The 19,380-nt window shown below is 63.5% G+C and carries 18 protein-coding genes and 1 pseudogene; 5 read left to right on the forward strand and 14 right to left on the reverse strand.

Features of this window, described 5'->3' with window-relative positions; genetic code table 11:
* Positions 1-23: 23 nt before the first annotated feature.
* From ACYG9Y_RS00080 to ACYG9Y_RS00120, 9 genes and pseudogenes are all read right to left on the reverse strand, one after another.
* Positions 24-1,532, reverse strand: a complete 1,509-nt coding sequence (locus ACYG9Y_RS00080) for an aldehyde dehydrogenase family protein (RefSeq protein ID WP_023737482.1) — start codon at positions 1,530-1,532, stop codon at positions 24-26.
* A gap of 20 nt (positions 1,533-1,552) precedes the next feature.
* The gene (locus ACYG9Y_RS00085) at positions 1,553-1,897 is read right to left on the reverse strand and encodes a cupin domain-containing protein (RefSeq protein WP_023737483.1); all 345 of its coding nucleotides are present in this window, start codon (positions 1,895-1,897) and stop codon (positions 1,553-1,555) included.
* Between the two features lie 123 nt (positions 1,898-2,020).
* Positions 2,021-2,263 (reverse strand): annotated as a pseudogene (locus tag ACYG9Y_RS00090) (cupin domain-containing protein); the annotation flags it as partial.
* 21 nt (positions 2,264-2,284) lie between these two features.
* Positions 2,285-2,635 carry a cupin domain-containing protein gene (locus tag ACYG9Y_RS00095; RefSeq protein WP_023672949.1) on the reverse strand — a complete coding sequence of 117 codons (351 nt, stop codon included), beginning with the start codon at positions 2,633-2,635 and terminating at the stop codon, positions 2,285-2,287.
* A complete protein-coding gene (locus tag ACYG9Y_RS00100; RefSeq protein WP_023737484.1) occupies positions 2,632-3,906 on the reverse strand; it encodes a glycosyltransferase in 1,275 nt (424 codons plus the stop codon). The genes ACYG9Y_RS00095 and ACYG9Y_RS00100 overlap by 4 nt, the downstream gene beginning before the upstream one ends.
* Positions 3,907-3,915: 9 nt before the next feature.
* Positions 3,916-4,989: an ABC transporter ATP-binding protein gene (locus tag ACYG9Y_RS00105; protein ID WP_023737485.1), complete on the reverse strand. Its 1,074-nt coding sequence runs from the start codon at positions 4,987-4,989 to the stop codon at positions 3,916-3,918.
* Positions 4,986-5,777: an ABC transporter permease gene (locus tag ACYG9Y_RS00110; RefSeq protein ID WP_023672946.1), complete on the reverse strand. Its 792-nt coding sequence runs from the start codon at positions 5,775-5,777 to the stop codon at positions 4,986-4,988. Before ACYG9Y_RS00110 ends, ACYG9Y_RS00105 begins: the two co-directional genes overlap by 4 nt.
* A 186-nt stretch (positions 5,778-5,963) precedes the next feature.
* Complete coding sequence (locus ACYG9Y_RS00115; protein WP_023737486.1) at positions 5,964-6,806, reverse strand: ABC transporter permease; 843 nt, start codon at positions 6,804-6,806, stop codon at positions 5,964-5,966.
* Positions 6,807-6,900: 94 nt separating this feature from the next.
* Entirely contained in the window at positions 6,901-7,965 is a 1,065-nt protein-coding gene (locus ACYG9Y_RS00120) for a polyamine ABC transporter substrate-binding protein (protein ID WP_023698839.1), read from the reverse strand.
* A 235-nt stretch (positions 7,966-8,200) separates the two neighbouring features.
* On the opposite strand from ACYG9Y_RS00120, the gene ACYG9Y_RS00125 reads away from it, so the two are divergent.
* Genes ACYG9Y_RS00125 through ggt form a run of 5 tightly spaced genes read left to right on the forward strand, consistent with a single transcriptional unit; the run spans position 8,201 to position 14,748 of the window.
* Complete coding sequence (locus ACYG9Y_RS00125; RefSeq protein ID WP_023737487.1) at positions 8,201-9,139, forward strand: GntR family transcriptional regulator; 939 nt, start codon at positions 8,201-8,203, stop codon at positions 9,137-9,139.
* Positions 9,140-9,149: 10 nt separating this feature from the next.
* On the forward strand, positions 9,150-10,433 hold the full coding sequence (locus ACYG9Y_RS00130) for a glycosyltransferase (RefSeq protein WP_023737488.1): 1,284 nt from the start codon (positions 9,150-9,152) through the stop codon (positions 10,431-10,433).
* 6 nt (positions 10,434-10,439) lie between these two features.
* Positions 10,440-11,822, forward strand: a complete 1,383-nt coding sequence (locus ACYG9Y_RS00135; protein ID WP_023737489.1) for a glutamine synthetase family protein — start codon at positions 10,440-10,442, stop codon at positions 11,820-11,822.
* 2 nt (positions 11,823-11,824) lie between these two features.
* On the forward strand, positions 11,825-13,126 hold the full coding sequence (locus tag ACYG9Y_RS00140) for an NAD(P)/FAD-dependent oxidoreductase (protein WP_031253182.1): 1,302 nt from the start codon (positions 11,825-11,827) through the stop codon (positions 13,124-13,126).
* 35 nt (positions 13,127-13,161) lie between these two features.
* On the forward strand, positions 13,162-14,748 hold the full coding sequence (gene ggt / locus ACYG9Y_RS00145; RefSeq protein ID WP_023737491.1) for a gamma-glutamyltransferase: 1,587 nt from the start codon (positions 13,162-13,164) through the stop codon (positions 14,746-14,748).
* Positions 14,749-14,770: 22 nt separating this feature from the next.
* Here ggt and ACYG9Y_RS00150 read toward each other — a convergent pair whose 3' ends face one another.
* The 5 genes from ACYG9Y_RS00150 to ACYG9Y_RS00170 all read right to left on the reverse strand — a co-directional run bounded on the left by ACYG9Y_RS00150 (position 14,771) and on the right by ACYG9Y_RS00170 (position 19,153).
* Complete coding sequence (locus tag ACYG9Y_RS00150) at positions 14,771-14,935, reverse strand: hypothetical protein (protein WP_023737492.1); 165 nt, start codon at positions 14,933-14,935, stop codon at positions 14,771-14,773.
* Positions 14,932-15,987: an ABC transporter ATP-binding protein gene (locus ACYG9Y_RS00155; RefSeq protein ID WP_023672937.1), complete on the reverse strand. Its 1,056-nt coding sequence runs from the start codon at positions 15,985-15,987 to the stop codon at positions 14,932-14,934. The genes ACYG9Y_RS00150 and ACYG9Y_RS00155 overlap by 4 nt, the downstream gene beginning before the upstream one ends.
* Positions 15,988-15,998: 11 nt before the next feature.
* The gene (locus ACYG9Y_RS00160; protein WP_023737493.1) at positions 15,999-16,832 is read right to left on the reverse strand and encodes a carbohydrate ABC transporter permease; all 834 of its coding nucleotides are present in this window, start codon (positions 16,830-16,832) and stop codon (positions 15,999-16,001) included.
* 10 nt (positions 16,833-16,842) lie between these two features.
* Positions 16,843-17,772, reverse strand: coding sequence for a carbohydrate ABC transporter permease (locus tag ACYG9Y_RS00165; protein WP_155921510.1), 930 nt, complete (start codon positions 17,770-17,772; stop codon positions 16,843-16,845).
* Between the two features lie 67 nt (positions 17,773-17,839).
* Positions 17,840-19,153: an ABC transporter substrate-binding protein gene (locus ACYG9Y_RS00170; RefSeq protein ID WP_023737495.1), complete on the reverse strand. Its 1,314-nt coding sequence runs from the start codon at positions 19,151-19,153 to the stop codon at positions 17,840-17,842.
* Positions 19,154-19,380 lie beyond the last annotated feature (227 nt).

A 19,380-nucleotide genomic window follows, 5' to 3' on the forward strand; every position in this document is an offset into this window, starting at 1 on the left:
CTTACGTTATGGACTGGCCGGGCTCACACGTGCTTGCGGCCGCCTGTCTCGCGGAACCAGCTGTCGGGGTAAGGATACCACCAGTCCTGGATCGCCGGTCTGTGGTCGATGATGACCATCTTGGAGCGTCGGAAGGCGTCGAGTCCCTGGCGTCCCAGCTCGCGGCCAAGGCCTGATGCCTTCCAGCCGCCGAAGGGCAAGGCGTCATTGTCGATCAGCGGGTTGTTGACCCAGACCATGCCGGCCTCGAGCCGCTCGGCCGCCTCATGCGCCTCGGCGAGGTCGGTGGTGAACACCGAGGCGCCGAGGCCGAACGGGCTGTCATTGGCAAGCCGGATCGCCTCGTCGAAATCCTTGACGCGGCAGATCGCGGCGACCGGTCCGAAACACTCTTCGCGCACGATCGCCATATCGGGGGTGACGCCGGTCAGGATCGTTGGCTCGTAGAACCAGCCAGTGTTGTGCGCCGACGGAATGCGCCCGCCGGCAACGGCTATAGCGCCGTTGCTGATAGCATCATCGACCAGCCGCATCACTTTCGCCCGGGCGGCTTCGCTGACCAGCGGGCCGATCTCGGTCTTGTCCATGCCATTGCCGATGCGAAGCGCCCGCGTCTTCTCGGCGAACAGCTCGACGAAGCGATCGTGAACCGAGTCGACGACAAAGAAGCGTTCGGCCGAGGTGCAGACCTGGCCGGTCAGGTGGAAGGCGGCGGTGACGCTGCCGGCTGCCGCCACGTCGAGCGGCGCGTGCTCGCTGATGATCAGCGGATCGCTGCCGCCGGCTTCGATGACGCAAGGCTTCATGCGCTCGGCGCAGGCGACTGCCACGGCTTTGCCGGCGGCGACCGAGCCGGTGAAGGCGACAGCGTGGGTGCGCTCGGAGGCGATCAGCGCCTGCGCGGTGGCGGCCGTGCCGGGCAGGCAGGAGACCAGCCCTTCGGGCAGCGAGCGGAACACGGTCATGTAATCGAGTGTCGACAGCGTCGTGGCTTCGGCCGGCTTGATGATGCAGCCATTGCCGGCGGCAAGCGAGGCCGCAACGGTCCAGCACATCAGCAGGATCGGGAAGTTGTAGGGCATGATGTGGACGGAGACGCCATACGGCTCGTAGCGCGCATACTGGAACGAACCGGCCTGGGTCGTGCCGGCGATCTTGCCGGCATCGTCGCGCGCCATCTCGGCGTAGTAGCGGAAGATCGGTGCGCAATTGGCGATCTCGCCGATCGCTTCGGGATAAGGCTTGCCCATCTCGCGCACCATCAGCTCTGCGCAGCGGGTGAAGTCTGCCGCCTCGATAGCGTTGGCGACGGCGTGCAGGTGTTTGGCCCTGCTCTTGGCATCGAGCTTCTTCCAGGCGGCTTGTGCCGTGGTTGCGGCACACAGCACCGCATCGATCTCACCGTCCGTTGCGGCGGAGATCGAGCCGACGGTCTCCAGCGTCGCCGGATCGATCACCGGTTTTGCCGTGCCGGTCATCGGCCGGTAGTCCGGATTGACGAAGAAAGCCGGCCGGTCAGCGGAGAATTGCATGGTCGTCCTTTCAGGTCCGCTCAGCGGATCATGTAGACCTTCTTGATGGTCTCATGGACGGTGCAGACGCCTTTCCAATTCTGAGGAAAGAACGCCGCCGTGTCCGGCTCGATCTGGATGACCTCGCCCGATTCGTGCACATAGGTGCAGCGGCCCTCGAGGAAGTGGCAGAACTCGTCGCGGGTGACATGGCAGTGCCATTTGCCGGGGGTGCAGACCCACAGGCCGCATTCCGAACGGCCCTCCGGCCCCTTGTAGAGCAGCTTGCCCGAGGTGTGGGACTCGCCCTCGATCATGGTCGGGATGACGCCCCAGTCGACGAGGTCGGTGATGGCAAGTGGGGATTGCATGATTGGCGTGGTCATGGCGATTTCCTTTAAAAAAGTGCTCAGCGGCACATGAAGGCCTTGGTCAGTGTTTGTGTGATGGGTGGAGGTGCCGGCCCAGCCGGCGGGGAAGAACACCAGCGTGCCGGCCTCGACCGGGATCTCTTCGCCATTCTCGCGGACATAGGTCCCGCGGCCCGACAGGAAATGGCAGAACTCGTCGGCGGCAAAGGTAACCTTGCGGCTGCCTGGCGTGCACGACCACAGGCCGCATTCGCTTGAGCCGTCCGGGTTCTGCGAGAGGATCCTGCCCGAGGCGCGCGGCGAGCCGGCAAGCGTGTTGCTGCCCCCGCCCCAGTCCTCCAGTTTCACGGTCGAGGCCTTTGGCCAGTGCGGTGTCGGCATATTGGGAAGCTCCGTTGCTGTTCAAGCCAGCATGTAGACGTTGCGCATGGTCTCATGCACGGTGCATTCGCCTGTCCAGCCGGCAGGGAACATGACCACGGTCCCGGCTGCGACTTCTACCACCTCCCCGGCATCCGACCGGTACGTCGCGCGGCCGGCGACGAAATGGCACAATTCGTCGCGCGGAATCGAGAGTCGCCAGCGGCCGGGCGTGCACACCCAGATGCCGGATTCCGGCTGGTTGTTGGGTCCTTTGTGGACAAGCCTGCCGGTCGAGTGCGACGCGCCGTCCAGCGCGTCGGACTGGGCGCCCCAGTCGACGAGGTCGGTGCGGGTGGAGGCTTGGTAAAGGTGCGGGGCGGAGGAGGTCACAGCAACTTCTCCAGCAACCCTGCGGCCTTTTCCGGCCCGTTCTGTGCCCGCATCTGCGACGAGGTCTTCGCCAGCTTGGCCTTCATCTTCGGGTCGGTCAGGCAAGCCTCGATCCTGCTGACCAACTGGGCGTCGCTCCAGTCGTAGCGCGGCATGCCGAAGCCGTGGCCGGTTTCCTGGACGCGGGTGGCGTTGTCGTGGCCGTCCCAGACATAGGGCATGATGATGGCCGGCTTGCCGAAATAGAGGCACTCGGTGAACGAGTTGTTGCCGCCATGGTGGATTACGGCATCGACCTGCGGGATGACTGAAGGCTGCGGAAACCAGCTCTCGACGATGACGTTGTCCGGCACATCCGTGTACAGGTCCTTGTAGCCGCCGACATTGACCAGCGCGCGGTAACGGGTCTTGCCCAGTGTTGCGATTATGCGCTTCAACAAATCGACATCGCCGGCGCCGAGGCTGCCGAAGGAGACATAGAGCAGCGGCCCGTCATTGTTCTCGGCGAAGGTCGGCAAGGCGTATGGCTTTTCCTGCCGCACGCAGCCTTCGAGATACTGGAATTTCGTCGTATCAAGCGGATGGCGGCGCTTGAACTTTGCCGCTTCGGGATAGAGCAGCAGATTGAGATAGGGCGAGGCCTCGAAGAACTGACTGACCGGGTATGGCGCTTCATTGTTTGCGGTGAGGAAGGCGTTGAAGTCGTCGTGGATGGGCTTGATCACCGCATTGAAATGATCGCGATAGCGCTGTTGGCCGACATGGTCGTTCTCGCCGCAACCGGAGAGATGCGGCGGGATGTCCTCATCCTCGATCTCGTTTTCCGAGCAGGAGATGACGCGCACCCAAGGCTTGCCGAACTGTTTGATGGCCGGAAACAGGATGACGTTGTCGACGCAGATGACGTCAGGCTTGATGGCGGCCAGGACTCGCGGCAAATCCTTCTGCGCCCATTTGGCGCTGTCGACGATCGCGGTCCAGCAATCCTTCACGTAATTGTCGACCTGATCGTAGGGCGATTTGCGGAAGTTCGGGATGTGGCCGTTGATGAAGTCTTCCCAGAATTTCGCCATCTGCTCGGGCGGCATCGGCTCCGACAGGTTCACCGGATGCGCTTCGAAGCCGTAACCCTTGTAGACATCGACAAAGCCGGGGTCGGACAGGAACACTGCCTTATGGCCGCGCGCCTCGACGGCTTGCGCGATGCCGACCGAATTGAGCGCCGGGCCGTAGGCCGCTTCGGGAAAAAACGCGATCGTCTTCTGCGCCATCAAGCTCTCCTATTCCTGAAAAATTCTGACATTGGCGGCGTCCCAGCCGAGTTCGACCTGATCGCCCGACGAGACCGGCCGGCGGTCGGCGGCATCGGCGGTGACGCGCACCAGAAATGGTTTTGGCGACACAGGCGTGCGGACATGCAGCTGCAGGTCGAGCCCGTGATAGGCCAGCGCCTCAACCGTGCCGGCGGTGCGGTTGGCGGTCTCGGCTGACGGGAACAGCCGGATGCGCTCGGGTCGCACCGAAGCGACAGCGGAAGCGCCGGTTGTGAGCTTGGCGGGAACCTTGCCGGTGATGCGCGCGCCGTTCGCGGCGATCACGCCATCCGCAGACACCTTGCCCGGTACGAAATTCATCACGCCGATGAAGTCGGCGACGAAACGGTCGGTGGGATGCTCGTAGATCACGTGCGGCGTGTCGCATTGCAGCAGCTGGCCGTCCTTGAGCACCGCCATGCGGTCGGCCATGACGAGTGACTCTTCCTGGTCGTGGGTGACGATGACGAAGGTGATGCCGACTTCGTGCTGCAGGCGCTTCAGCTCCATCTGCATGGCGCCGCGCAGTTTCTTGTCCAGCGCGCCCAGCGGTTCGTCGAGCAGCAGCAACCGAGGCCGTTTGACCAGCGCGCGGGCGAGCGCGACGCGCTGCTTCTGGCCACCCGACAATTGCTCAGGCTTACGGTCGGCGAAGGGGACAAGCTCGGTGGTGGCCAGAATGGCCTCGACGCGGGAACGGATTTCAGCTTTCGGCAAGCGCTCCATCTCCAGCCCGTAGGAGACATTGGCGCGCACGCTCATATGCGGGAACAGCGCGTAGGACTGGAACATCAGATTGACCGGCCGCTTGTTGGGCGGGGTCCGGGCGATGTCCTTGCCATCGAGCAGTATGCGGCCGTCGGTTGGCGTCTCGAAGCCGGCCAGCATGCGCAGCAGCGTGGTCTTGCCGCAGCCGGAGGGTCCAAGCAGCGCGAAGAACTCGTTTTCGCGGATGTCGAGCGAGATGCCGTCGACGGCGGTGACCCGGCCGAACTTCTTCGAAACGTTATCAATGGCCAGCAGCGTGCGCGGTTCGCTCATTGGCCGATGATCCCACGGTTGAGCCGCTGCGACAGGGTCAGCGCGGTGATGGATACCGCCATGACGATGGTCGCCAGCGCGTTGATCTCCGGCGTGATGCCGAAGCGGATCATGGCGTAGATCTGCATCGGCAGCGTCGTCGAGGCGCGGCCGGCACCGGCGGTGAAGAAGGCGATGATGAACTCGTCGACCGACAGCGTGAAGGCAAGCAGCGCGCCGGCGATCACTGCCGGCGCGATGACCGGCAATGTCACACGCCGGAAGGTGGTCAGAGCCGAGGCGCCGAGGTCGGCGGAGGCCTCGACGATCGACCAGTCGAAGCTCTTTAGCCTTGCGCGCACCACCGAGCAGACGAAAGCGAGGTTGAAGACGACATGGGCGAGGATGATGGTGTGCAGGCCCATGGTCAGGTTTAGCATGGAGAAGAACGACAGCAGAGCGATCGCCAGGACGATGTCGGGGATGATCATCGGTGCGAAGATCAGCGCCTCGAGACCCCTGCCGTATTGCCGGCGCATCTCGATGCCGATGGCCAGCAGCGTGCCGAGCAGCGTGGCGATGGCCGTGGAGACCAACGCCACGATCAGCGTGTTGAGCGCAGCGGAAAGGATGGCGGAATTGCCGGCCAGCGAGGCATACCATTTCAGCGAAAAGCCCGACCATGCCGTCGGCAATCCGCCTTCGTTGAAGGACAGCGCCACCAGCACGGCGATGGGGATGTAGAGGAAGGCGAAGACGAGGGTGAGGATCGTCCGCATGCCGAGCGTACGGGTGAAGGAATGGGTCATCGCCGGCCTCCGACAATTGGAAGGCAAGCGAACGACCAGAGTCCTTCTCCCTGTTCACGGGTAGAAGATACCGGCAGGCAGATGAGGGGCAGCGCTGAGCGTCGCAAAGGTTGACGCCGCCCCTCATCCGCCCCTTCGGGGCACCTTCTCCCGGTGAACGGGGAGAAGGCAAGAATTGCGCAGCGCTCAGCCATCGGCGTCGCCCCTTGCCTCAGTCGCACGCCCCGCGGCGCGGTCGGCGGCGAGCGCCTGCGCCATCAGCACCAGAAGCATGATGGCGATCAGCGCCATCGCCAATGCCGCGCCAAACGGCCAGTCATTGGCGGTCAGGAACTGGTCGTAGACGAGGTTGCCGATCATCTGGAAGCGGCCGCCGCCAAGCAGCGCCGGGGTGACGAAATTGCCAATCGACAGCACGAAGACGAAGACGGCGCCCGCAGCGATGCCGGGCACGGTCAGCGGCAGGATGACACGTCGGAAGGTGGTGGCGGCCGAAGCGCCGAGATCGCGCGATGCTTCGGCCAGTTCCGGGTTGAGGCGCGACAGCGGCGCGTAGCAGGCGAGGATGACGAAGGGCAGATAGTTGTAGACGAGGCCGGCGATGACCGCGCCTTCGGTATAGAGCATCGAGGGCGGTTCGCCGGTGTAGCCGAACCAGCGCAAGAGCTGGGTGATCAGCCCTTCGCGGTTCAGCAGCACGATCCAGGCATAGGTGCGGATCAGATAGTTGGACCAGAACGGCAGCACGGCGAAGAACAGGAAAATTGGCTGCCACCGGCGCGGTGCGGCCGCGATCGCATAGGCTGCGGCATAGCCAATCACCACCGCAATCAAGGTCGCGGTGCCGGCGATACGTGCTGAGTTGAGGAAGATGCCGGCATAGAGCGGGTCGAAGACCAACCCGAAATTTTCCAGCGTCAAAGTGTAGTCGATGCCGCCATAGACGCCGCGCCGGAAGAAGGCGAGCGCCAGCACCAGGGCGCATGGAATAACCATCAGCGCGGTCAGCCAGACCAGCGCCGGGGCCATCAGCAGAGAGGAACGAAGGCGGGTCTGGGACAATTTCTCGGGTACCGCTCAGGGCCGGCGGCAGAAGTGCTGCCGGCCGTGAAGTCTGCGCCGCTTACTGCGCGGCCTTGATCTCGCTGACGATCTTGGAATAGTCGCGCTGGGCTTCGCCGACGTCACGCAACTGCTCGAACTTGACGAGATCGGCCACCGGCATCGCCATGTTGGGGAATTTGGCCAGGAAGTCGGCCGGCAGGCTTTCCATCGCCGGCTTGTTCGGCACCTTGTAGTCGATGTTCTGCGCCGCCCAGGCGTGGTTCTTGGCGTCGAGCATGAAGTTGATGAACTTGAAGGCGTCGTCCTTGTGCTCGGACGCCTTCATCACCACCATCGTGTCGACCCACAGGTCCGAACCTTCTTTAGGGATGACGTATTTGATCTCCGGCTTGTCGGCGATGCCGTAATTGCACCAGCCGTCCCAGGCCTGCACCATCAGCGCCTCGCCGGAAACCAGCTTGGAATAGAAGGTGGTGTCGTCATAGGCGAGCAGGGTCTTCTTGGCGGAGATCAAGAGGTCCTTGACCTCGGCCATCTTGGCCGGGTCGGTCTCGTTGACCGAATAGCCCTTGTCGAGCTGCCCGGCGGCCAGCAGCCAGCGATCGGTCGCCAGCATGGTGGTCTTGCCCTTCATCTCGTCGGAAGGGGCGAGCAGGTCGCTCCAGCTCGTGGGCGCCGTCTTGACAAGGTCAGAGCGGTAGCAGAGGCCCGTCGTGCCCCAGGTGTAAGGCACGGAAAAAGCGTTGCCGGCATCGTGCGGCAGCTTGGTCGCTTCGGGATAGAGGTTGGCGAGGTTGGGGATCTTGGCATGGTCGATCGGCTCGGTCAGGCCAAGCTTGTTTAATACTTCGGCGAAGGGCGAGGAGACGAAGACCACGTCATAGCCCTTGCCGCCGGCGGCAATCAGCTTGCCCATGATCTCTTCATTGGTGGCGTGCACCACCACTTCGCCGGCAACGCCGGTGGCGGTCTTGAAAGCGGCCATGGCGTCGGGTGCCATGTACCCATCCCAGTTCGAAATAACGAGGTCGGCTGCGGCGGCCGGCCCCGAGAGCGTCAGGGCGAGACCGAGAGCGATTGAGGATGTATTGAGCGCACGGCGCCGCAGGCTGGTAGCGGTCATGGCAGTCTCCCATTCGGTTTGCTCGTCGAAATCATTTGCCGGACCAAGGCCGGCGACGCGCGCGCCTGCCTCGATCCTGTTCCCTCGGTCTTTTCTCGCCGATTGTGCCGACAGTACTATTGCAGAAAAAAGTACGTCAATCCATAATCTGTCAACCGACGGAGGAATTTGGCCGATTGTCCCTGTTCCGGCGATCAGCCAGACCAATGCGCCACATTCGTATTCGAGAAAAGTCATGCAAGCCGTAGCCAGACGACCTCGCACCAACCATCTCGATCTGGCGCAGCGCATCCTGGATGTGGCGCGGCAGCGTGGCTTCGAGCCTGGCGCCCGCCTGCCCGAACAGCAGATCGCCTCGCTGTGCAATGTCTCGCGCACGCCCGTACGCGCCGCACTCGGCCTGCTCGCGGAACGGGGCGTGGTGCGTTGGGAGGCCGACAGCGGTTATCATCTGACGGTCGACCTCGCCGCCCAGCCCGCCATTGCCGCCGAACTACCCAATGCGGAGGAAGACGAGCTCGCCGAAGCCATCCTGCGCGACCGCTCGGCGCGACGGTTGGACCAGACGGTGACCATCGCGGGGCTGATGCGACGCTACGACGCTGATCGCAAGACGGTACTAAAAGCACTTAACAAACTGACCGACGAGAATCTTCTGGATCGTGCGCCTGGGCAATCCTGGTTGTTTCGCCGCGCGCCGGACGATCCGGAGGCGCAAGGCGAAAGCTACGAGTTCCGCCTGGTGCTGGAGCCGGCGGCCATCCTGACGCCAGGCTTTCGGCTGGACGGGGCGCGGGCAGCAATGTTGCGGCAAGGCATGGAAGCGCTTGCAGCGCTGCCGGACGAGACATTCGACACGCGCGAGTTCCAGCGGCTGGACATGGATTTTCATGGCATGATCGCCGAGGGCTGCGCCAACCGTTTTGTGTCGGATGCATTGGCCGATCATCTCCGCCTGCGCCGGCTGCCGGGCATCTATTCCGGCGTCAACGTGTTTCGGCTGCGGCAATCGTTGCGCGAACACTCGGGCATACTCGACTATCTTGAAAGCCGGCAGTATGAGGTGGCTGCCGATCTGCTTCGCATCCACCTGCGGCTCTCCCGCAGCCAGCGACCGCAAGCAGCCAGCCGCGGAGCTCCCGCACTGTTCGGCATGATCAGCCGGCCGGATTGAAGAGGAATAATTGACGCGTAAAGCCAGCCCGACCATCGCGCTGTTTCCCGAAGCCAGTTTCGGCGCCGCGTTGAATTGCGTCGGTATCGCACAGGCATTGCGCGCACGGGGCGCTCGCCCCGTCTTCATCTGCCATGCCGGCTTCTCCGGCGTCTTTACCGACTATGGCTTCCAGGAATACCATCTGCCGACGGATGAGCCGCTGAGCGACAGCGAGCGGCAGAGCTATTGGCAGGCCTTCGTGCGCCGGCACCTGCCGCATTTCCGGCTGAGCCCGATCGACCAGCTCGAGACCTATGTCGCGCCGACCTGGCAAGCGATCGTCGACACCGCCGTCAACGCCGAGGCGCCGCTGCGCCAATTGCTGGCGCGGCTGAAGCCGGATGTGGTGGTGCTCGACAACGTCATCATGTTCCCGGCGATCGCCGCCGCCGGCTGCCCGTGGGTGCGCGTCGTCTCCTGTGCCGAGACGGAACTGCCGGATGCCGAGGTGCCGCCCTATCTCTCGGGGATGGGTGCCGACGACCCGCAACGTGCGGCGTTCGAAGCGCGCTATCTCGCGGCCTCCGCACCCGCGCATGAGCGCTTCAACCGTTTTCGCGCGGATGCCGGCCTGGCGCCGTTGCCCAAGGGCCTGTTCCTCGAGACATCACCCGACCTCAATCTGCTGCTGACGCCAGCGATCGTACGGCGTGAGCGGGCCGAGCCGCTCGACCCCAAACGCTTCGTTTATCTCGAAGGCTGCGTGCGCTCGGAAGGGCCGTTCGAGGTGCCGGTGTTTCCGCGCAATGGCGGGCCGCTGGTCTATGTCAGCTTCGGCAGTCTCGGCGCGATGGATGTCGGGCTGATCGAACGCATGCTCGCCGTCTTCGACCGGCTGCCGGCGCGCTTCATCATCAATGCCGGCGGCCTGCGCGACGCCTACCGCGCGGTGCCGGACAATGTCTATCTCGACGCCTGGTTTCCGCAGCCTTCGGTGGTGGCGAAGTCGGACCTGTTTATTCATCACGGAGGAAACAACAGTTTTTGCGAGGCGCTGCGCTTCGGCGTGCCGTCGCTGATCATGCCCTATTGCTGGGACGGACATGACAATGCGCAACGCGCGGGAGAGACGGGCGTGGGCGACCATATCGGCCGCGACGCCTGGACCGAAGGGGGATTGGAGAGAGCCATTCTCGGCCTGCTGGCCGACGATGCGATGCGCGCCCGCCTCAGGGACAATGCTGCCAAGATGGCGCTGACCCCTGGAACGGATGTGGCCGCGCAAGCCATACTCTCTCTCATAGGTACGTGAACCAAAATGCAGGACAAAAATACCAACACCGCTCTCTTCACCGGCAACGATCCCAAGGCCTGGCTCGCCCAGCACGGCATCACGGAGGTCGAGTGCCTGGTGCCCGACATGAATGGCGTGCTGCGCGGCAAGGCGCTGCCGACAGCAAAATTCCTCAAGGCGCTGGAAGACCGCGCACTTTACCTGCCGAGCAGCGCTTTCCTGGTCAGCATAGATGGCCGCTACTCCGGTTCGATCGACGAAGGCTTTGCCTATCAAGACCCGGATATGCGCATGGTGCCTGATATGTCGACGCTGTGCCTGGCGCCGGGCGGTGGCGCTGGCAAAGCCTATGTCTTCGCCGACGCCTTCCACATGGAAGGCAAGCCCTGGATGGCCTCGCCACGACATGTGCTGCGCGCCGTGCTCGATCTCTACCGGAAGCGCGGTTGGCGCGCGGTGGTGGCGCCGGAAGTCGAATTCTATCTGACCGCGCCCAATCCGAATCCCGACCAGCCGCTGACGGCACCGGTTGGCGCCAATGGCCGCGCCGAGGGCTCGCAGCATCCCTATGACATGGTGGCGCTGGAAGAATTCGAGCCGGTGATAAGGCGCGTCTATGATTATGCCGCAGCCGCCGGCCTGCCGCTCGACACGCTGATCCATGAATCGGGCACCGGGCAGCTGGAGATCAATCTGCTGCACGGCGACGCGGTGCCACTCGCCGACCAGGTGCTGCTGTTCAAGCGGCTGACGCGCCAGGCAGCGCAGCAGAGCGGCATGCACGCCACCTTCATGGCCAAGCCGATCGCCGCGCAGGCCGGCAGCTCGATGCATCTGCACATGTCTGTCGTCGATGAAACGACAGGCGCCGCGCTGTTTGCCGACAGAGATGATGCAGACACCGAAATGTTCGGCCATTTCATCGGCGGCCTGCAGAAATATGTGCCCGAGATCATGCCGCTATTCGCACCCAACGTGAACTCGTTCCGCCGTATCCGTCCAAACCACAGCGCGCCGGCCAACATCGAATGGTCGCACGACAACCGCTCCTGCGGCCTGCGCGTGCCGGCCGGTGGCCGCGCCGCCCGGCGGGTAGAGAACCGCTTGCCGGGTGCGGATTGCAATCCCTATCTGGCGATCGCCGGTTCGCTGCTTGCCGGCTATCTCGGCGTCGAGCAGAAGCTGGCGCGCTCGGCTGAGGCCTCGGGCAATGCCTACAGGATCAAAAGCACGCTGCCGAAAACGATGGAGGAGGCGCTTGATCGTTTCACTGCTTGCGAGCCGGTGCGGGTATTGCTCGGCGAGGATTTTTTCCAGACCTATCTGCGCGTCAAGAGCGTCGAACTCGACCTGTTCCAGAGCGTGGTGACGAGCTGGGAACGCGACCATTTGCTGCTGAAGGTGTGATCATGGCCTCCGGCTCAACGGGTTTCAATTCGAGCCTCGATATCGGCAATTCCTATTATGTCGCCACCGCCAATCCGGCGCCGGACCATCCGGCGCTGGCGGGAGATGTCGACGCCGATTTGGTGGTGGTGGGCGGCGGCTGCACCGGCCTGTCGGCCGCCCTACACGCCGCCGTGCGCGGCCTGAAGGTGGTGCTGCTCGAAGGCGGCAAGATCGGCTGGGGGGCATCGGGCCGCAATGGCGGCCAGATGATCCCCGGCCTGCGCAAAGGCGCCAAGGGGCTGGTCAAGCTCTACGGCCCCGAGCGGGCGAAGGCGCTGTTCGACCTCGCCTTCGAGGCGCGGGGCCTGGTGCTCGACATCATCGAGCGCCACGCCATCGACTGCGATCTGCGGCTGACCGGCCATCTCGTCGGTGCCGTTAATGGCTCCGACCTCAGGGATCTCGAAGACGAGGCCAAATGCCTCGAGAGCGTGATGAAGTTCCGCGACGTCGAGATCCTGTCGGCGGCGCAGGCACGCGGCAAGGTGGACACGCCCTATCATGGCGCGATGTATGAGCCGCTCGGCGGCCATATGCATCCTCTGAACTACACGCTTGGCCTTGCCCATGCCGCCGTGGCGGCCGGTGTCGTCATCCACGAAAATTCCGTCGCGGTGAAGCTGGAGCGCGAGCCTTCGATCCGGGTCTCGACGGCGCAGGGGTCGGTAAGGGCCAATCATGTCGTGCTGGCCGGCGACGCGTTGCTGCATGGGCTGGAGCCGCGCGTCAACAGCCGCATCATGCCGGTCGGCAACTACATCGTCGCCACCGAACCGCTGGAGGGCAAACACAATGTCATCCCGGCCAATGTCGCGGTGTCCGACACACGCTTCGTCGTCAACTACTACCGCATGTCGGCGGACGGTCGGCTGCTATTCGGCGGCGGCGAGCGCTACACGCCATCGCCGCCGGCCGACATCGCCGGCTTCGTGCGGCCGCACATGGAGGCCACCTTCCCGCAACTGAAGGGCTGCCGCATCGATCATGCCTGGGGCGGTCTGGTGTCGGTGACCACGTCGCGGCTGCCGCATGTCGGGCACTATGGCGAGGTCTATTTCGCGCATGGCTATTCCGGCAAGGGCGTCATCCTGTCAACGCTGTCGGGCAAGCTGCTGGCCGAAGCGATTACGGGCGACGCCTCGCGGCTGGACCTGTTCTCGACTTTGACCCCGATGCCGTTCCCGGGCGGTACGGCGCTACGTGGTCCGCTCTATGTGCTGGGGATGTTGTGGTACGCCATGCGCGACCGTATCAAGCATTGAGGTTACTACCGGCGGGTGGATCATCAGAGGATTGCATGCGTGATTTTCAACTCACCGGACGCTCGCCGGTTCGCGCGACAGAAGCGATGGCGGCGACATCGCATCCGTTGGCGACGCTGGCGGCTATCGACATGCTGCGCTCCGGCGGCAACGCCATGGATGCCGCCGTCTGTGCGGCGGCAGTGCAAGGGGTGGTCGAGCCGCAATCGACCGGCATCGGTGGCGACTGTTTTGTGCTCTACTCCCCCAAAGGCGAGGGCGAGGTGCTGGCTTTCAACGGCTCGGGGCGGTCGCCTGCTGCTGCAAATGCCGATTGGTATCTGGAGCAGGGCCATAGCCAATTGCCTGGAACCGGTCCACACGCCGTCACCGTGCCGGGCGCCATCGACGCGTGGTGCCGGCTGCTTGAAGATCACGGCAGGAAGGGCATCGACGCCGCGCTGGCTCCGGCCATTCGCTATGCCGAACAAGGCTATGTCGTTCATGATCGCGTCGCCTTCGACTGGGCTGACGAGGTCGCCCTGCTTTCAGCCGATGAACATGCCGCGCGCATATTCCTGCCCGAGGGAAGGGCGCCGCAAGCCGGCGATGTGCATCGGCAGCCGCACTTGGCGGACACCTTGCGCATCATCGCCAACCGAGGCCGTGCAGGGTTTTATGAAGGTGCGGTCGCGGACGATCTGGTGGAACGTCTTCGCGCGCTGGGCGGGCTGCATGCATTGGAGGATTTCGCCGAGACCCAAGGCGACTACGTCACGTCGGTGAATACGTCCTATCGCGGCTACGATATCCATCAGATGCCACCGAACAATCAGGGCATGACGGCGCTGATCATGCTGAATGTGCTTTCGGGCTTCAGCCTTGGTTCGTTGGAGCCGAACAGTGCCCAGCGGCTGCATCTCGAGATCGAAGCCGGCCGGCTTGCCTACCAGGACCGCGATACTTTCATCGGCGACCAGGATTTCGTCCAGGTCCCCGTCGAACAACTGCTGTCGGCAGCCTATGCGGAGCGGCTGCGCGCCGCCATCGATCCGGCCCTCGCCATGACGCATCTGCCGCGGCTTGAGCTGCCGCGCAGCGACACCGTCTATATCTCCGTGGTCGACCGCGACCGCAATGCAGTCAGCTTCATCAACTCGACCTTCGGTTCCTTCGGCAGCGGCGTCGTCGGTCCCAAGACAGGCGTCGTGCTGCAGAATCGCGGCAGCAGTTTTCGCCTCACGGAAGGCCATCCAAATCGTATCGCGCCGCGAAAGCGACCGATGCACACCATCATGCCTGGCATGGCGACGCGAGGGGGTAAGGTGGTGATGCCGTTCGGGGTGATGGGCGGCGGCTACCAGCCGTTCGGCCATGTCCATCTGCTGACCAACATGATCGATTTCGGGATGGACCCGCAGCAGGCACTGGATGCGCCACGGGTGTTCTACAAGGACAATGCCGTGCTGGCCGAGCGCGGGATTCCGGCTGAGGCGATCGCCGGCCTGCGTCAGCGCGGCCATCAGGTTTCGATCGCCGAGGAGCCGCATGGCGGCGGGCAGCTGGTGCTGATCGATTGGGAAAAGGGCACGCTCACCGGTGCCTCCGATCCGCGCAAGGACGGTTGTGCGCTGGGCTACTGATCTGCGTTGCTGGAATGCGCATTCAGAACCAGATCAGCCAGACAAGCTGCAGGATTACCAGTGCAATGGCGTCCCAGAAGATGAGTTCGCACATCGAGAACCAGCGCCGCGACCGGTTGAAGCTGTAGAACAGCCGCCAGACCAGAGCAGCGGCGGCCAGCGGCACCAAAGCGAGCAGCGTGCTCACGGCAGCCGCGCTCCCGACACCGCATCGAATGTGTGCAGCGCTGCCGGCGGAAAGCGTAGATAAAGCGGCTGGCCGGGATCGAAAGCGCGATCGTCATTCACGGTCCTGACGATCAGCGCGTTGGCCTCGCTCTTGGCGAAGATCAGGACGTCCGGCTCGACCGGTTCGACGACGTCGACGGCAAACTGGATGGCATCGCTTGCGGAGGCGTCGACCAGCTGGATCTGTTCCGGGCGAATGCCGAGCACGATCGGGCCGTCAGGCTTTCCCGGCAGCGGGCAAGTGAAACCGCTGGCGTGGAAGACGCCGGCGCGGACATCGCCATCGAACGTGTTCATCGCTGGACGGCCGATGAATTCGGCGATGAAGCGATTGGCAGGCCGCCGATAAATCTCGCGCGGGTCGTCGTACTGGATCAGTGCGCCTTCGCGCAACACCGCGACCCTGGTCGCCAGCGTCACCGCCTCTTCCTGGTCGTGTGTGACGAAGACGAAGGTCTTTTTCAGCTCGCGATGCAGACGCTTCAGCTCGGTGCGCATGTGGAGCCGCAACAAGGCGTCGAGATTGGACAGCGGCTCGTCCATCAGACAGAGGCTAGGTTGCCAGACCAGGGCGCGGGCCACAGCCACGCGCTGCGCCTGGCCGCCCGACAATTGCGAAGGGCGGCGGTCTAGGTAACGGGTGATCTCAAGCAGCTCGGCCATGGCGCGGACGCAGCGGTCGAGCTCGGCAGCCGGCATCTTTCGGATGCGCAAGGGATAGGCGATGTTCTCGTAGACGCTCTTATGGCTGTAGAGCGCATAGTTCTGGAACACCATGCCCATGCCGCGCAGGCGCGGCGGCAGGTCGGTGACATCGAGGCCCTCGACCATGATGCGCCCGGCGGTCGGCCGCTCCAGCCCGGCGAGCAGCCGGCAGGCTGTCGTCTTGCCGGAACCGGACGGGCCGAGCAGAACCAGGAATTCGCCGGGCTCGAAAGCAAGATCGAGCGCCTGCAGCGCCACCGTCCCGTCCGGGAAGGCCTTGGTGACGCCGTCGAAAACAATTGCCATACAAGATCCCTTCAACCCTTGACCGCGCCGAAGGTGAGGCCGCGGACGAGCTGTTTCTGGACAAGGAAAGTGAAAAGCACGATCGGCAGCGTTGCCACGATCGCGACTGCCGCGACTTGTCCCCAGAGCGTGCCATGCGGCGTCACCAGTCCGGGTATGCCGACGGTCAGCGGCCGCCCGTCGAAAGCGACGAGGATGAAGGCATAGAGGAACTCGTTCCACGACAGGATGAAGCAGAGCACCGCTGTGGCGCCGATGCCGGGTGCGGCCAGCGGCGCGACGACGAAGAAGAATGCGCCGAGCCGCGAGCGGCCGTCCATCATCGCGGCTTCGTCGATCTCCCTGGGGATTTCGGCGAAGAAGCCGCGCATCATCCAGACGACGAGCGACAGGTTGAAGGAGGTGTGGGCGATCACAACGGCGTAGATGGTGTCGATCAGGCCCAGCGAGGTGAAGAACAGGAACAGCGGCACGGCGATTGAGATCGGCGGCGCCATGCGCGTGGTCAGGAAGAAGAAGAACAGGTCTTCCTTGCCGGGAAAATCCGAGCGGGCAAAGCCATAGGCCGCTGGCGCGCCGATGACGATGCAGAGTATGGTCGACGACACCGAGATCAGCACCGAATTGATCGCCAGCGGCCAGTATCCCTTGTCGATGAAGACGGCGGGATAGTTGGCAAGCGTCGGCGAAAAAATCCATTTCGGCACAGAAGACAGAAGATCGACGCGGTTCTTGAACGACGCCAGCACCATCCAGACATAAGGCGTCAGCGACACCACGACGGCGACGAGCAACACCGCCCAGGCAAAGCTTTTCCAGGCGCGGTTGGTGGATTGATCGATCATCGCCGCGCCCTCAAAACGCCGCCGCCTGCTTGCGGCTCGACCAGTAGACGGCCTTGTAGAAGACCGAGCACAGGATCAGCACGACGAGGTAGATCATGAAGGCGACCGCGGCGCCGTAGCCGAGGTCCCAGTTACGGAAATTGACGCGGTAGGCGTAGATCGAGACCAGCTCGGTCAGCGTTCCCGGACCGCCGCCGGTCATCAGGAAAACCTTGTCGAACTCCTTGAAGGCGTCGATGCCGCGCAGCAGCAGCACGAGCGCGATGACCGGCCGCAGCAGCGGCAGCATGACGTCTCGGAAAATCTGGAACGGTTTGGCGCCATCCATCATTGCCGCCTCGAACGGCGCGCGCGGCAGGCTCATCATGCCGGCGAGCATGATCAGGGTGACGAAAGGCGTCCACTGCCAGACATCGATGGCGACGATGGTCGGAAACACCAGGTCGGGTGCCGAAAGCACCGCCGAATTCTGCGCCAGCAGGCCGACCTTGCGCATGTAGAAGGTGAGCATGCCGAAATCGCCCTGCAACAGCAGCCGCCAGATCAGCCCGACGGCGACCGGCGCGATCATCATCGGGATGAGCAGCAGTGTGGTGAGAAGCCGCTGGCTGGCGACGAAGCGGAAGATCAGGAAGGCCAGCGCAAAGCCGAGCAGGAATTCCAGGCCGACGGCGATGATGACGAATTTCAGCGTCAGCAGGAACGATGCCCAGAAGAATGGGTCGTTGCGCATCAGCTTGCGGAAATTGTCGAAACCGACGAAGGCGCCGGCATGGCTGGCGTCGGCGAAGCTGAGGTCGGTCAGCGCGGTGTAGGCCATGTAGTAGAACGGGCCGACCAGGAAGACGACGACGAGCAGCGTCGCCGGCAGCATCAAGAGCGGCCCCACCCCACGGTCGAGAAGCGGCATTCCGCGCGGCGATGGAGTGCGGTTCGTCACGGGCGTTTCCTGCGGACAAGAACGGCTACCCGCTTGTGCGGGTAGCCTCTGCGCGACATCTCAAGGCCTATCGTGCCGGATAGGTCATGGGTGCGCAAGAACCGAGCAATGTCGAGATGTCGGTGGCGGCGGTGTCGAGGGCGGCCTGCGCCTCCTTTTCGCCGGCGAGGTAGGATGACAGTTCGCGCACTAGTATGTCGGTCATCTCGGCCGATTGCGGCAGCGTCGCCTTCGGCACCGCATGCTCGTTGGCCTCCATCGAGGCCTTGGCGTAGGGCAGTTTCTGCACCTCCGCCGAGGCATAGACATCGGGCCGGCCCGAGGCGCCGCCATTGAGATGCTGCTCGAGCTGGCGGTCATAGCCCATCATCCACTGGACGAAGAGGAAGGCGGCCTGTGGGTTCTTCGAATAGATAGGGATGAGATAGGTCCAGCCTTCGACCTGGCCGATCTTGCCGCCTTCGCCTTGCGGCACGAGATCGAAGCCGACCTTGCCGACGACGGTGGAGGCGGTTGTGTCGACCGACACGGCATAGGTGGCGTCGTTCCACATGATCAGCTCGGCGACCTTGGCTTGCTGCATCAGCGCCATGACATCGTCCCAGAAATAGTTGAGGCTGTCCGGCGGGGAGAATTGCAGCAGGCTCTTGTAATATTCGAGCGAGGCGACGGCCTTGGGGCTGTTGACGATGACCGGGCCGCAGGCCGAGCCGCTCTTCACGTCGAGCACGTCGCCGCCGAAGGAATAAAGGAAATTGAGCCACTCATACCACAGTGCCTCATGGCGCTTGCCCTGCAGGGCGGTGCCGTAAAAACCCTGGTCGGGGCGATAGAACCATTCGGCGATATCGCGGTATTGCTTCCAGTCCTTGGCGGGAGCGAGGTCGTAGCCATACTTGGCCTTGAAGCCTGCCTGCTCCTTGGGATCGGCGAGCAGGTCCGAGCGATACCACATGAACATGTTGAGCACTGTGAAGGGGAAGCCGTACTCCTTGCCGTCATACCAGGAGATTTCGTGCCAGGCGGTCTGGTAGAGCTGCTTCTCCGGCTCGAAGCTCGGATCGCGCAAAGCCGGGTCGGCCATCATCTTGGCGATTTCGACCAGATGGTTGTTGGTGGCGAACTTGCCGAGTTCGCGATGCGGCTGGATGATGACGTCGTAGCGGCCGCGGTGCGAGTTGAGATCGAGCTGCACCTTGTTGACGGCTTCCGAGTGCTCGTACATCTCGACTTCGACATGGATGCCGGTCTGTTTTTCAAACTCCGGCGCCATCTTCTTCAGCGCTTCGAGCGGCGGCAGCGCCTCGCCGACCATGCGGATGGTCTGGCCGCTATAGCGTTTCGACGCCTCTTTCAGATCCCACGCGGCCGCTTGTGTCACTTGCCACGTCAGGGGCCACACAAATACGACTGCGACGAGCAGTCTGGACGCGGTACGTCTCAGCGGCTTGAGCATTCTTCCCTCTCCCTAGAAGTCGTGCCTGGCGGGCCGGCGCCCGTTTTGTCATAAAATGTGTGGTACTGCAAATCAAAATGTGGCACCTTGCAACAAATGGTTGGGAGGTGTTAACAGACCGGCAGCAAACCGGCTTTCCCGACCAGGCGAGG

It is taken from the genome of Mesorhizobium sp. W050 (genome assembly GCF_054719535.1).

Bases quoted from the DNA above. Each gene is read 5' to 3' on its own strand.
- ACYG9Y_RS00160 (WP_023737493.1), bottom strand. From the start codon at position 16,832: ATGATCGATCAATCCACCAACCGCGCCTGGAAAAGCTTTGCCTGGGCG.
- ACYG9Y_RS00105 (WP_023737485.1), bottom strand. From the start codon at position 4,989: ATGAGCGAACCGCGCACGCTGCTGGCCATTGATAACGTTTCGAAGAAG.
- ACYG9Y_RS00125 (WP_023737487.1), top strand. From the start codon at position 8,201: ATGCAAGCCGTAGCCAGACGACCTCGCACCAACCATCTCGATCTGGCG.
- ACYG9Y_RS00085 (WP_023737483.1), bottom strand. From the start codon at position 1,897: ATGACCACGCCAATCATGCAATCCCCACTTGCCATCACCGACCTCGTC.
- ACYG9Y_RS00135 (WP_023737489.1), top strand. From the start codon at position 10,440: ATGCAGGACAAAAATACCAACACCGCTCTCTTCACCGGCAACGATCCC.
- ACYG9Y_RS00100 (WP_023737484.1), bottom strand. From the start codon at position 3,906: ATGGCGCAGAAGACGATCGCGTTTTTTCCCGAAGCGGCCTACGGCCCG.
- ACYG9Y_RS00080 (WP_023737482.1), bottom strand. From the start codon at position 1,532: ATGCAATTCTCCGCTGACCGGCCGGCTTTCTTCGTCAATCCGGACTAC.
- ACYG9Y_RS00120 (WP_023698839.1), bottom strand. From the start codon at position 7,965: ATGACCGCTACCAGCCTGCGGCGCCGTGCGCTCAATACATCCTCAATC.
- ACYG9Y_RS00155 (WP_023672937.1), bottom strand. From the start codon at position 15,987: ATGGCAATTGTTTTCGACGGCGTCACCAAGGCCTTCCCGGACGGGACG.
- ACYG9Y_RS00115 (WP_023737486.1), bottom strand. From the start codon at position 6,806: ATGGCCCCGGCGCTGGTCTGGCTGACCGCGCTGATGGTTATTCCATGC.
- ACYG9Y_RS00140 (WP_031253182.1), top strand. From the start codon at position 11,825: ATGGCCTCCGGCTCAACGGGTTTCAATTCGAGCCTCGATATCGGCAAT.
- ggt (WP_023737491.1), top strand. From the start codon at position 13,162: ATGCGTGATTTTCAACTCACCGGACGCTCGCCGGTTCGCGCGACAGAA.
- ACYG9Y_RS00110 (WP_023672946.1), bottom strand. From the start codon at position 5,777: ATGACCCATTCCTTCACCCGTACGCTCGGCATGCGGACGATCCTCACC.